Here is a 12,979-nt window from a genome sequence, read left to right as displayed (position 1 = left end):
CCTTATATAGAAAGGCATTTAGCGATTTTTGTCAATTGTTTTTGCTCTAGAGCGAACTAATCAATTAAATCTCTTGCCAGATAAGGATTCAGTCGATTTATGCCCCCATATCGAACCATACCAAGTCCCGAAGAGCCTAATTTATCTAAGATACGACGAGCTTCAGGGGGAGGAAATGCTTTGTATAATGAAGCTTTAACATGGGTATTTAAGTTGTCTTGAACGACTCGGATTTTTTCAGCATCTGGATAACGTTCATCTACCAAGTATTTCATTTGTTGGGCATAATCAATACTCGTCCGTTGGTCAGTGACCTCAACGTGCCTCCAAGCTTTTAAAGGTTCAAAAAACATAAATATATTACTAACTCCTTCTCGTTCATATTGATAATCAAAGCGTTCAGGTTGTCCTGGTTCAGGAGGTAAAGGTGGTCGAGTTTCTGAAATGAGTTGTTTGCAGCTTTCATCAAAACAAACCAAGGGATAGGCTGGGTCGTAGGGCAGGATATATAGCCCTAAAACTTCTGACCTCTGACACACAAACTCAGCATCTTCATTAGGGGGAATTACCCAACATTCTTGTAACCAAGGTTTAATTTCGTTTTTTTTAACACTTGTCTAATGCTTTCATGAGAAATGCTTTCTACATACTCTAACACTACCATTTGTTCTGCTAATAATCGTAACGTCCAACGATGATAACCTGTTGGCGTTTCTGAGCAAGCCAGAGCTATTAAATGGGCTTCTGTTTCTCCATCTATCTTTTTCAGTTTTGACGAGTTTTGGGGGCGAGGATTTATGGCTTGTTCTAATCCTTCTTCAACAAATCTTTGTCTGACTCTTTCTATTGTCCTTCTACTGACATCCAAGGCTTCACTGATCTGATGATCATTCCAGCCCCCATTCTCTTGACTAATATCTGCTTTGAGCAAGATACGAGCATGATTAATTTTTCGGGCAGCCGCTTTCCCTTTTTGGGTCAATTCTTGCAAATAGGTACGTTCATTCTCCGTTAGGGAGACAATATATTTTTTAGCTGGCATAACTGGAAGAGTTAGTCTAAATTTAACTCTCCTATTATCTGTCATTATTGCTTTGACAGACCAATAGGGTGATAGGGTGATAGGGTGTTGGGGTGTTGGGGTGTTAGGGTGTTAGTGGAAATTCCCCCACTTCCCCACTTCCCCACTTCCCCAATGCCCAATCAAGGCTGGATTTATCGAGATAAAGTTAGCAAAAATCAGGCAGGATTAAGCTTATTAGCTTACTATACGGGCAAATATTGCCATTCTAGCCCAGAAGAATGGCTCGATCGCATTTTATCGGCAGCAATTCTAGTCAACGGTCGTCCCGCTTGCCCCGATACAGTCTTGGAAATCGGGCAGCAATTGACCTATCAGCGCCCACCTTGGACAGAACCGGATGTGCCGCTCTTTTTTGAGGTACTCTACGAGGATGCCGAGGTGTTAGTGGTGGCGAAACCTTCGGGATTACCGGTGTTAGCGGGGGGTGGATTTCTCGAACATACTCTTATCCATTTGGTACATCAGCATTATGCCGATGTCACTCCCTATCCGATTCATCGTCTTGGTCGCGGCACTTCGGGCATAGTCTTAATGGCTAAATCAAAGCCCGCTAGAGCCAAATTGAGTCAACAGATGCGAGAGGGGAAAATTACTAAAATATATCGAGCTTTAGTGGGTCAGGGCGACATACCAGATAATTTTACTATTAATCAAGCGATCGGGAAAATCGCTCATCCTATTTTAGGCCATGTTTACGGTGCGCTCACAGATGGTTTATCGGCCCGCAGCGATGGTCGAGTCTTAAAAAAACATCCCGATAGTACCCTATTAGAAGTACAAATTTTTACGGGCAGACCCCATCAAATTCGCATTCATCTGGCCTTTTTTGGCTATCCTTTAATCGGTGATCCATTGTATAGTGTGGGGGGATTGCCGCGACCGGATGCAGTCCCGGGGGATTGTGGTTATTATCTCCATGCCAATCAAATCGTTTTTAATCATCCCAGTACAGGCAAAACAATCCCTATTTCCTGTCAGCCGCCACCAGAATTAGTGGATAGACTTCTTGCAGAAGTCAGGCAACAGGCAAAAGGCAACAGGCAACAGAAAGAAAAATAGATGCTTTCAGCATCAGGATTGATTAAGCTAAACGGCTTTTACTTCGGATCACCGATATAGACTCCAAAAGGGTTATAGCTGTTGGATCATGCAGGTTAAGCGCCGTTTAGCTTACTTTTTGACTTTTGCAAGAGGTTTAATAGCGCAAATCTCCAAATCTAGCAATATTTAGGGTTGGCTGAATAAATCTAAAAACCTTGTTGGATAAGACTTTTAGACTTTTTTGACCTCAAAAAGTGCCAGCCGAGAGTGGTCGGGGCGAAAATTCAGGGACTTTTTCCCTGAAAATTAGGTAATTGACCGTCTGAAAATGGGTAAAACCCTACACCCTACACCCCACACCCCACACCCTGACCCCACGAAAAACTTTTTGCCGCAGACCCTATTTAAAACCCCCCAAGCCCGATCGCCAGCGATCACTAAAAGACCACTTCGGTAATCACACCCTCAATCGCCCCGAAGCGAGAGCGAGAAACTAAGACAATTCGATACAATATTGTCAACAAGCATTAAGCGATTTAAACTATCGATCGAAGGTAAAAGTCCCGAAGTTATCGAAATCTAGGGGGAGACAAAAACAAGCATGGGTAGAGTAGTAGGCATTGATCTAGGGACAACTAACTCCGTCGTCGCCGTGATGGAAGGCGGAAAGCCGGTGGTCATCGCCAACTCCGAGGGCATGAGAACCACCCCTTCTGTGGTCGGTTTTAATAAAGATGGGGAGTTAGTGGTCGGTCAAATGGCCCGGCGACAAGGGGTACTCAATCCCCAAAACACCTACTATGCAATCAAACGCTACATAGGTCGTCGCTACTCGGAATTAAACCCCGAATCGAAGCGCGTCCCCTACACCATCCGCCGGGATGAGATGGGCAATATCAAAATTAAATGCCCCCGTCTGCAAAAAGAATTCGCCCCCGAAGAAATTTCCGCCCTAGTTTTACGGCGATTGGCCGAAGAAGCCAGCCGTTATCTAGGGGAAGAAGTTACCGGGGCCGTAATCACCGTCCCCGCCTATTTTAATGACTCCCAACGTCAAGCCACCCGGGATGCGGGCCGAATTGCCGGGTTAGAAGTGCTGCGGATTCTCAACGAACCCACCGCCGCCGCCCTGGCCTACGGTCTCGATGAACAAGAAAGCAAGAAAATCCTCGTTTTTGACCTGGGAGGCGGTACTTTTGATGTTTCTATCTTGGAAGTGGGTGACGGCGTTTTTGAGGTGAAAGCCACCAGTGGCGACACCCAATTAGGCGGAAATGATTTCGATAAAAGAATCGTCGATTGGTTAGCCAATCAATTTTTGGAACAGGAAGGCGTGGAGCTGCGCCAAGACCGGCAAGCCCTACAAAGACTCACAGAAGCGGCAGAAAAAGCCAAAATAGAACTGTCAGGGGTCAGCGTCACCGATATTAATCTACCCTTTATCATCGCCACGGAAGACGGACCCAAACACATCGAAACTCGCCTGAGTCGGTCCCAATTTGAGGAATTATGCGGCGATTTAATCAGTCGTCTCCGTCGTCCTCTCAAACGGGCCCTTTCTGATGCCGGTTTGTCCCCCGTCCAACTAGACGAAGTGGTACTGGTGGGCGGTGGCACGCGGATGCCGGTGGTGAAGGATTTAGTGCGGAGTTTTATCGATAGGGAACCCAATCAAAATGTTAACCCTGATGAGGTTGTAGCGGTCGGGGCGGCTATTCAAGCGGGAATTTTGGGCGGCGAGGTCAAAGACGTGCTGCTCCTCGATGTGACCCCTTTATCCTTGGGTTTAGAAACCATCGGCGGTGTGATGAAAAAGTTAATCCCCCGCAATACCACTATTCCCGTCCGCAGAGCTGACCTTTTTTCCACTTCCGAAAATAATCAAACTGTGGTGGAAATCCACGTTTTGCAGGGGGAAAGGGAAATGGCCAGCGATAATAAATCCCTGGGACGTTTTAAATTAACCGGTATCCCCCCCGCGCCCCGGGGTATTCCGCAAGTGCAGGTGTCCCTCGATATTGATGCTAACGGTATTCTACAAGTCACCGCTAGGGATAAAATGACCGGACGGGAGCAAAGTGTCACCATTCAAGGCGCTTCTACCCTCAGCGAAGGGGAAATTAACCGCATGATCGGTGATGCTGCCCGATTTGCCGAAGCAGATCGTACCCGTCGCGAAAAGGTCGATAAACGCAATCGCGCCCGCTCTCTGGTGGATCAAGCCCAACGACGCTTAAAAGATGTTACTCTCGATTTTGGTAATGAGTTTACCCGTTCCTATCGTCGTCAAATTGAGTCTTTGAGTACGGAAATTATCGACGCTTTGGAGAAAAATGATGACCGTCGCATCGATCGCGCCCAGGCGGACCTACAGGATGTTATCTATGAATTAAATCGCGAGGTACGGCTACAATACGACGAGGAAGACGAGGGCTTTTTTAGTGCTATTCGCAAGACTTTTACCGGGGATAAGGAAGATGATCTTCCCTCCGAACCGCGCCGCGATCGTTATCGTCAGGATTATCGTCCCAGTACACCGGGTTATCAAAGTGATTATCGACCCAATTATTCGGCTAATCAAGATAGTTATCGCCCCCGCAATCAGGACAATTACGACAATGGCCGCGATAGCGATTGGCAAAGTCCCCCCCGTTCGGAGGAAAAAAGTTATAACAATAGTAAAAGTAGCCGCAGCGGCGGCAATCGTTCCCGCAATATTCCCCCCCAAAATAACTGGGATGATGAGGATGATGATTGGTTTTAATCAGTGATCAGTAAACAGTGATCAGTAAACAGTAATCAGTAATCAGTAAACAGTAATCAGTAAAAAAACAGTGGGAAACTACTATTTAGTACTGCTCGCTTAATACATACTGCTCACTTAGAACTCAAATCTGATAACTGATAACTGATAACTGATAACTGATAACTGATAACTGATAACTGATAACTGATAACTGATAACTGATAACTGAATATATGCCACAATTAGTTAATTATTATGATCTTTTAGGAGTATCTCGCACGGCCACCAGTGACGAGATAAAAAAGGCTTTTCGACGACTGGCTCGCCAATATCATCCTGATGTTAATCCGGGGGATAAATCGGCCGAAGAAAAGTTTAAAGATATTAATGAAGCTTACGATGTTCTTTCCGATGAAGAAAAACGAGTTGAGTATAATCGTTCCTTGACGGGTAATAAGCGTCTTGGGATACGTCCGGGGGAAAAAGCGAATGGTAACGGTAATGGAAAAATCCCCCGTACAGAACAGGATTTATGGAAGTTTAGAGATTTTAATAACCTTAATACTAAGCGCGCTAAAATTGCCTCCTCTCCCCGTTTAACTCGTCGAGATGTGGAGGCGAAATTGACTTTACCTTTGGAGAAAGCTTATCAAGGTGGCAGACAAAGAATTCGTCTGGAAGATGGCCGATCAATCGAGGTTGATATGCCGGCAGCTATGATCGATGGGCAGAAAATTCGTCTCAAAGGTCAGGGGATTGAAGGGGGTGATTTATATTTAAAAATAACTATCGCTAGGCATCCTTTTTTTAGGATTCAAGGTTCTGATATTGTCTGTCAAGTACCGATTACTCCTAGCGAGGCAATTGTGGGCGGTTTTGTGGAAATTACTACCATTGACGGTTTAGTTAAAATGATGATTCCTAAGGGGGTTAGAAGCGGTCAAAGATTACGTTTGGCTAACAAAGGTTATCCCACTTCCCAAGGAGAAAGGGGCGATCAATTAGTGGAAATTATATTAGTTAATCCTCCCAATCCTAGCCCTGAAGAATTAGAACTTTATCAAAAAATACGGGCGATCGAAACTTTTAACCCTCGTCAAGGTTTATAAAGATTATGCTAGGTGGGTTACGGCAAATTGGAAATTTTTTGTCAAAAACATAACTTGTTCTTGCCTAACCCACCCTACACCTAACCCTTAATTCCTGTCTTTTTATGATCAATATAATTGATACAATTAAACCTTTTTATCCTCTAGCTTTCAAGGCTATTCGGGGCAATTTAGAGGGAACACAAAAACAATTATTAAATACTCTGCAAAAAATCGATCGCTCGCGGGGGGAATTTTGGGGACAATGGTTAATCTCCCAATTAGCAGAATCCCTCTGTTTTAGCGATTCTCGCCTATCTCAAAGCCTCTGGGGGTTAAATTTCCCCAATCCCGTCGGATTAGCGGCAGGATTCGATAAAGACGGTTTAGGGGCAGGACTTTGGCCTAGTTTCGGCTTTGGTTTTGCCGAGGTGGGTGCTGTCACCCTAGAAGGGCAACCGGGCAACCCAAAACCGAGATTATTTCGTTTACCGGAAGATTTGGCCGGATTAAACCGTATGGGGGCAAATAACCTCGGTGCGCCGGTTCTAGCGGCAACTCTCCAGCAATCTTGGCAACGACAACCCCGACAGATTCCCATCGGCATTAACCTCTGTAAATCGAAAAATACGCCCCTAGAAAAGGCTCCGGAGGACTATTTAGGCAGTTTTCGCTATTTATTCCCCCATGCTGATTATTTTGTCGTTAATGTTAGTTCTCCCAATACTCCCGGTTTGCGTTCCCTGCAAAGTGGTGAACAACTCGATAAAATCCTCGACATTTTACAAACAGAAAATCAAGGCAGAAAACCCCTATTAGTGAAAATTTCTCCCGATTTAGAATGGGAAGATATTAGAACAATTATTGAGTTAGCTTTCTCCTATCAATTAGCTGGAATTGTCGCTACTAATACCACCACTAAACGCACGGGATTAAAAACCACAATTCTGCCTGAAACTGGTAAACCAATCACTGAAGAAGCAGGGGGAATTAGTGGGCAACCTTTGCGGGAACGTTCCACGGAAGTTATCCGTTTTATCTATCAGCAAACCCAAGGCAATTTACCGATAATTGGAGTGGGAGGCATTTTTTCTCTCGATGATGCTTGGGAAAAAATTACCGCCGGTGCGAGTTTATTACAGATTTATACCGGTTGGTTATACCGAGGACCTTGGCTAGTATCAAATATTTTACAAGGATTAACAGAAAAATTAGAGGTCAATGGGTTGACTAACATTAATCAAGGGGTGGGGTTGAAATCTGACTAAGGATGAGCCAATTTTCTCTGGTAATTAGCAATAATTTCGGAAAAATTAGCTGAAATGTTGTCTGTCACCTTTGGGGATAAGATAAGATAATTAGGATAACTACAATAGGACTGATCTAGAGACTACAGCTAGATAAAAATTGATCGCCAAGTATTGAACTTATTAACCAAACCACAATTCTATGTCAAAAAAATCATTTTTACCCGGTTGTTTAGTCGTCTTAGGACTAACAGCAGTAACAGCAGGAGGTGTCTATCTTTATCTACGAGGACAACTACCTTGGCAAAGATTCACCCCCTTAGAATCGGCAAAAGTTATCCCAGAAACTGCCTTTGCTAGTAGTTTTGTCTCCACGGATGCAAAAGCTTGGTCAGTGTTAGCTAAATATGGTACACCAGAATTGCGAACTGCGGTTAGTCAAGGACTAGAAGAATTACAAAAAAATATCTTCACCGATAAGATTGATTATCAACGGGATATCGAACCTTGGATCGGTAGTATCAGCTTTGCTTTCCTTCCCGCAACTACCCCCGGACAATCGGGATTATTAACGGTTATCGGTATCAAAGATAAAATTAAAGCGTCAGAATTCGAGAAAAAACTAGGACAACAAGTTAATCGCAAAACTAGCACCAGTGACTACAAAGATATTAAAATTACTGCTATAGATTGGCAGGATAACACCACCATTTATACTGCTGTTGCTGGGGATTTTTTGTTGATATCCTACGATAAAAAGGTGTTAGAAGCGGCGATCGATACCTACCGAGGACAGCCATCTTTTAGCAGTAAACCGGAAGTGAGAAAACTGCTTTCCCAATCCCTCAATCTACCCAATACCCTAGCAACAATTTATATCGATGATTATGCCGGAATCTTGGGAGCAGATGCCAATTTATCTCCCCAAAGTCGGCAAGAATTAGCAAAAATTCAGGATATTGTCGCGGGAGTGGGTGTCACCGATACGGGATTACAGTTACAAATGGTGGCTAAACTTGCTCCTGAAACTATTTCTAACCTACCTTCCCCTAGCAAAAATAAAGTTTTAAATTATTTACCCGGAGATACCATCGCACTTTGGAGTGGTAATAATCTTAAACAGGGATGGGAAGAAGCAGAAAAACAGTCCCAAACTAACCCAGAATTACAAGTTTTTCTGCGTCAGATCCGTGAGAATTTTCAGATGGCAACCCTTGACGCAGATAAAGAAGTTTTTAACTGGATGGATCGAGAATTTGCCTTCGGAATTATCCCCAACCAGCAAGCAGTGGGAGGGTTAGGTTTTGGGGGAATGATGATCTGGCAAACCGGCGATCATAAAGCGGCCAAAACTACCCTCGATAAGTTAAATGAATTGGTGAAAACTGTTCCCTTTATCACCATAAAAAACAGTCAAATTTCTGGCCAAGATGTGACTGAATGGAAAGCGGAAGAACAAGCGATTTTAACCTATGCTTGGCCTAATAATGATACCCTAAAAATGACCGTCGGAATTCCCTATCAACCCCAACCGAATCAACCGATTAGCAAAAGTGAGAATTTCCAAGCATCGATCGCAAATTTGCCTAAAAATAATCTCGGTTATTTTTTCATCGATGTGGAGCAAATCATCGCTAAAGCAGGGGGAATTAATAATCTTCCTGCCACGGAATTAACCCCGGAAGCAAAGGCCTTTTTAGAATCGGTACGCGGGATCGGAATTACTGCCACTATGCCTGATAAAACCACCAGTAAAATTGATGTTTTATTTTCCCTGAAACAAACTCCCTAAAAAGTAACCGACTAGATAAAGCGATCCACAGAGAATTATACGACTATCGGCAGATTCTTGGATGGCTTTTTTTAGTCCTAAAAATACATCGGAACAAGTCTCTAGGTGAGATAATTCTGGACAAATTGAAGCCGCTAATTCCGCTAAGGTTTCAGGATTGGCACTGCTATGATCGGGGACGGGAACTAAATATAAACTATCGCCTTTTCTTAATAAAGCTTGGAATATTTCCCGATGATCTTTAGTCGATAAAATTCCCATTACCCAGATAATTTTTGGAGCTTTTAAACTATCTACATACTGCCTTAAACCCATGGCGGCAGCGGGATTATGAGCGCCATCTATTAAAATTTCTCGCTGACACCAATTAACGGTTTGTAAACGTCCTAACCAGCGAGTTTTTGCCATTCCTTCTTGCACGACTTCATCGCTAATTTGCCAACCTTGCTGACGCAAAATATTAACAACAGCGATCGCTATAGCGGAATTAGTTAATTGAAAATCTCCTGCTAAGGATAAAGGGTATTCTAACCCTTGATATTTAGCACGATTATCGGCAATTTTTTCGGCAGCTTCTACCCATACCGTCGGACAATTTAACAGCTTGATTCTCTCCCTAACTACCCCCTGCGCTGATTCTGGTAATTGTCCGATAACTGCGGGACAATTCGCTTTTAATATCCCCGCTTTCTCCCCGGCAATATCGGCAACCGTGGGACCTAAATTCTGCCAATGTTCCCGACTAATAGAAGTGATGACAGTAACTAAAGGTTGAGCGCAAACATTAGTCGCATCTAATCTTCCTCCTAAACCCACTTCCATCACGGCAATATCCACCTTTTCCTGAGCAAAATACAGCCAAGCAGCGGCAGTAATTACCTCAAATTGAGTAGGACTTTCCTGCTGGGGATCGATAAGCGATTGTATATATTTAAGCAGGTTTTCTAAAGTTGCGGTTTCAATATTTTCGCCATTAATAGAGATTCTTTCTGTCCAAGCAATTAAATGGGGAGAAATATAACGTCCGACTTTGTAACCGGCGGTACTGAGAATAGAGGATAGATAGGCACAAACCGAACCTTTGCCATTAGTTCCCGTGACATGAATAATCGGAATTTTATCTTGGGGATTGCCTAAAATCTCCAGCAGATTTTTTATTCTTTCTAAACCGAGATTGACACCAAAACGCTGAAAAGGTTGCAGTAAAGAATCGATAGTCATGGTTAGCAAACTATAAATAGGGTTTGCGGCAAAAAGTTTATTGGTGGGGGTAGGGTGTGGCCCCCCACCCCCCCGACATCGGGGGGGTGGGGTGTGGGGTGTGGGGTTTTACCGATTTTCATCTGCTCAATTACCTAATTTTCAGGGAAAAAGTACCTGAATTTTCCTCCTGATCACTCCCAGACGAGGCACTTTTGGATTTCAAAAAGGTCTAAAAGATTTATCCAACAAGGTTTTTAGATTTATTCAGCAGACCCTAAATAAAGGAATCCGGCTAGGATCGATACTCCTACCGGCACGGATGACCCTTTCTCTGGGTGATAATGTCTAAAGTTTGACTAAAATGCTCGGTTCTTTTTGGATCGGTAAAACATCAAGAGAGTCAATATTAGCGCAGTATTTTAAATCTTCTTGACAGTGGAGACGCAAGAGGCGCTGACCGTGACTACAACTGTGGAACATTCCTAAAAGATCATTTTGCCATTGACGATAAAGAGCGATCGAGGCGATAACCTCATCATTCCCGATCGCCATTTGCCCCGATTGTTCTTGTAGCGCATCGGCGATCGCTCCAGCACAGGCCGTATCTTCCAAAGAATAACCCCCTTCCCAACCAGAGCCAACAATCCAGACGGTGTCGGGCTGCCTATCCAATAAGTAATTAACGGCAGCTTGCCGATTGATCATGGCCGCAGTGATCACGATTGGGGATTCTTCCACTCTTTGCAGAGCGCGAGTGCCGTTAGTGGTACTGATAAACAGACGACGACCTTTCATTAAATCAGGGGTACAATCGAGGGGAGAATTGCCCAGATCGCAGCCTTCTACTTTCGCGCCACCTCTTTCTCCTGCTCGGAGACGTTTTTCCGGTTGCCAGGTATCACTCACCTGCATCAGGGTTTTCAGATCGCTAAAGGTTTGCACTGCTTCCGCACCGGCATTGAGGGCAGTGGCGATCGTGGTTGTCGCTCTTAAAACATCGATAACGACGGCGCAATCGGGTAGAGTATGGACGGGGGTAAGTTCGGGAGTATGATAAATGAAAACCTGCACGAGTTATACCAAGTAAAAAGTAAAAGGGGAAATAAGCTCAACATACCGCCGCTCGGCGTCGCGCTGGCAGAAGAAAGACAAGGCCGATTTTATCACGATGGATGTCAGCTAGTTAAGCTGTTCTTAATTCAAATTGCTTGTTTAGATCAGGCAAGGGGGGGCTAATCTCAGAATAAGCGGTTTAAATACGTCTTAGCTTATCACTTGAAATACCCACGCGGATCACAAAATTGGCCAATTGTCAATAGGGTTTGAGATGTTCTCACCCCGGATCGATCGTCATGACTAAGTAGCTGGTTATAATTAAATTAAAAATGGATTTTAGGTTCGATCCCCCCTGCCCCCCTTGATAAGGGGGATGTCGATCCCCCCTGCCCCCCTTGATAAGGGGGGTGTCGATCCCCCCTTAATCCCCCCTTGATAAGGGGGGTGTCGATCCCCCCTTAATCCCCCCTTGATAAGGGGGGCATCTGATAAGTTTTAACGCCTACTTACTTAAATGTTATAATTAATAATTATTATGCCTGCTAACCTCAAGATTCATGTCTGCTAAAGATCGTTTTCATGGTGCAGTGAGAAAAGGATTAGAAAAAGAGGGTTGGATCATTACAGATGACCCTTTAAGGATTGAAGTGGGTGATGTAGAAATGTATGTCGATTTAGGAGCAGAGCAACTGATAGCCGCAGAAAAAGACAATGAAAAGATAGCCGTTGAAATTAAAAGTTTTATCGGTAAATCCAGCATTTCAGAATTTCATACTGCCATTGGACAATTCTTTAATTATCGTGTTGCTTTAGAAGAAAAAGAACCTAAAAGACAGTTATATTTAGCTGTTCCCTTAGATATTTATTATAGTTTTTTTGAATTGCGATTTATTCAAACTGTCGTTAAACGATTTCAAATTTACCTGATTATTTATGATCCGATTGGGGAGGTAATTGTCGAATGGAAAAATTAGAACAATATCGTCACTATGTCAAGCAAGTCATTACTGAATATTCTCAGATAGGTTCATCTAAAGATCCGATTGAACAACAATTGATTTTTGATACAGTTGGCGATCACTATCAATTGATGTATGTTGGCTGGAAAAATAGACGAAGATATCATGGTTGTGTTTTGCATCTCGATATTAAAAAGGGTAAAATCTGGATACAACATGATGGCACTGAGGTAGGAATTGCCAATGAATTAGTTAATTTAGGTGTTCCTAAAGAAGATATTGTTTTAGCCTTTCATGAACCCCTAGTCAGAGAATATACAGGGTTTGCGGTGGGTTAATCAAAGAGGGCGAATGCAATTCGCCCCTACAATAATATTATTGCGCCAATGGTAGGGGCGCACCGCGTGCGCCCAAAATGTCCTATAGATATTTCGACAAAATTGAGATGCACCCAAATTATCCCTATTCTTCTTCCTTCCACACAAAAACCAGAAGAGCCAATTCGCCTAACCTAATCATAGGTTAAGCGACAAACAAGATCAGCAAGAGATTTCGATTTTTTTACCTTGCTGATCTCTGTATTTCTTTGTCAACAAAACTTAACAATTATCGGCAAAATTTCGCTTGCTTTTGTCGGCAGATTTTGCGATAATATTTTTAAAAGATTTTATTCATAATGGAAATCCTTGCGTCTAAAAAATTTTTGCAGAGATTCCCATTATAAGAAAAGCATAGCGCAAGTCGCCGGCAAAGTCAAGTCCTT

Annotated in this window: 9 protein-coding genes and 1 pseudogene; 7 read left to right on the top strand and 3 right to left on the bottom strand. The window is 43.4% G+C overall.

The features are described from left to right. Positions 1 to 137 precede the first annotated feature (137 nt). A pseudogene (locus tag IM456_RS11160) lies at positions 138 to 1,042 on the bottom strand (IS630 family transposase); the annotation flags it as partial. A 153-nt stretch (positions 1,043 to 1,195) separates the two neighbouring features. Between IM456_RS11160 and IM456_RS11155 the strand changes: the two are divergent. The 5 genes from IM456_RS11155 to IM456_RS11135 all read left to right on the top strand — a co-directional run bounded on the left by IM456_RS11155 (position 1,196) and on the right by IM456_RS11135 (position 8,998). Further along, positions 1,196 to 2,143: an RluA family pseudouridine synthase gene (locus IM456_RS11155; RefSeq protein WP_149987820.1), complete on the top strand. Its 948-nt coding sequence runs from the start codon at positions 1,196 to 1,198 to the stop codon at positions 2,141 to 2,143. A 583-nt stretch (positions 2,144 to 2,726) separates the two neighbouring features. Then, complete coding sequence (dnaK, locus tag IM456_RS11150) at positions 2,727 to 4,889, top strand: molecular chaperone DnaK (RefSeq protein ID WP_149987821.1); 2,163 nt, start codon at positions 2,727 to 2,729, stop codon at positions 4,887 to 4,889. A gap of 215 nt (positions 4,890 to 5,104) precedes the next feature. After that, entirely contained in the window at positions 5,105 to 5,980 is an 876-nt protein-coding gene (locus IM456_RS11145; protein ID WP_149987822.1) for a J domain-containing protein, read from the top strand. Positions 5,981 to 6,084: 104 nt separating this feature from the next. Beyond that, complete coding sequence (locus IM456_RS11140) at positions 6,085 to 7,227, top strand: quinone-dependent dihydroorotate dehydrogenase (RefSeq protein WP_287692283.1); 1,143 nt, start codon at positions 6,085 to 6,087, stop codon at positions 7,225 to 7,227. 181 nt (positions 7,228 to 7,408) lie between these two features. Beyond that, positions 7,409 to 8,998 (top strand): DUF3352 domain-containing protein, encoded by a 1,590-nt coding sequence (locus tag IM456_RS11135; RefSeq protein ID WP_149987824.1) that lies wholly within the window; start codon positions 7,409 to 7,411, stop codon positions 8,996 to 8,998. Here the strand turns inward: IM456_RS11135 and IM456_RS11130 are convergent. Both IM456_RS11130 and IM456_RS11125 read right to left on the bottom strand, forming a co-directional pair. Continuing rightward, the gene (locus IM456_RS11130) at positions 8,972 to 10,219 is read right to left on the bottom strand and encodes a bifunctional folylpolyglutamate synthase/dihydrofolate synthase (protein WP_287692281.1); all 1,248 of its coding nucleotides are present in this window, start codon (positions 10,217 to 10,219) and stop codon (positions 8,972 to 8,974) included. The genes IM456_RS11135 and IM456_RS11130 overlap by 27 nt on opposite strands. A 327-nt stretch (positions 10,220 to 10,546) precedes the next feature. Then, positions 10,547 to 11,272, bottom strand: coding sequence for a 2-phosphosulfolactate phosphatase family protein (locus tag IM456_RS11125; RefSeq protein ID WP_016514541.1), 726 nt, complete (start codon positions 11,270 to 11,272; stop codon positions 10,547 to 10,549). A gap of 542 nt (positions 11,273 to 11,814) precedes the next feature. On the opposite strand from IM456_RS11125, the gene IM456_RS11120 reads away from it, so the two are divergent. Then, entirely contained in the window at positions 11,815 to 12,231 is a 417-nt protein-coding gene (locus IM456_RS11120) for a XisH family protein (RefSeq protein ID WP_002751648.1), read from the top strand. Continuing rightward, positions 12,219 to 12,554 (top strand): XisI protein, encoded by a 336-nt coding sequence (locus IM456_RS11115; protein WP_002748301.1) that lies wholly within the window; start codon positions 12,219 to 12,221, stop codon positions 12,552 to 12,554. The genes IM456_RS11120 and IM456_RS11115 overlap by 13 nt, the downstream gene beginning before the upstream one ends. The last annotated feature ends 425 nt before the right edge of the window (positions 12,555 to 12,979 follow it).

This window comes from Microcystis sp. M079S1 (assembly GCF_020246425.1).
GTDB classification, from domain to species: Bacteria; Cyanobacteriota; Cyanobacteriia; order Cyanobacteriales; family Microcystaceae; genus Microcystis; species Microcystis aeruginosa.
Note: the sequence above shows the minus strand (reverse complement) of the source record. Positions and strands in the feature narration are given on the sequence as shown.

Bases quoted from the DNA above. Each gene is read 5' to 3' on its own strand.
- IM456_RS11155 (WP_149987820.1), top strand. From the start codon at position 1,196: ATGCCCAATCAAGGCTGGATTTATCGAGATAAAGTTAGCAAAAATCAG.
- dnaK (WP_149987821.1), top strand. From the start codon at position 2,727: ATGGGTAGAGTAGTAGGCATTGATCTAGGGACAACTAACTCCGTCGTC.
- IM456_RS11145 (WP_149987822.1), top strand. From the start codon at position 5,105: ATGCCACAATTAGTTAATTATTATGATCTTTTAGGAGTATCTCGCACG.
- IM456_RS11140 (WP_287692283.1), top strand. From the start codon at position 6,085: ATGATCAATATAATTGATACAATTAAACCTTTTTATCCTCTAGCTTTC.
- IM456_RS11135 (WP_149987824.1), top strand. From the start codon at position 7,409: ATGTCAAAAAAATCATTTTTACCCGGTTGTTTAGTCGTCTTAGGACTA.
- IM456_RS11130 (WP_287692281.1), bottom strand. From the start codon at position 10,219: ATGACTATCGATTCTTTACTGCAACCTTTTCAGCGTTTTGGTGTCAAT.
- IM456_RS11120 (WP_002751648.1), top strand. From the start codon at position 11,815: ATGTCTGCTAAAGATCGTTTTCATGGTGCAGTGAGAAAAGGATTAGAA.
- IM456_RS11115 (WP_002748301.1), top strand. From the start codon at position 12,219: ATGGAAAAATTAGAACAATATCGTCACTATGTCAAGCAAGTCATTACT.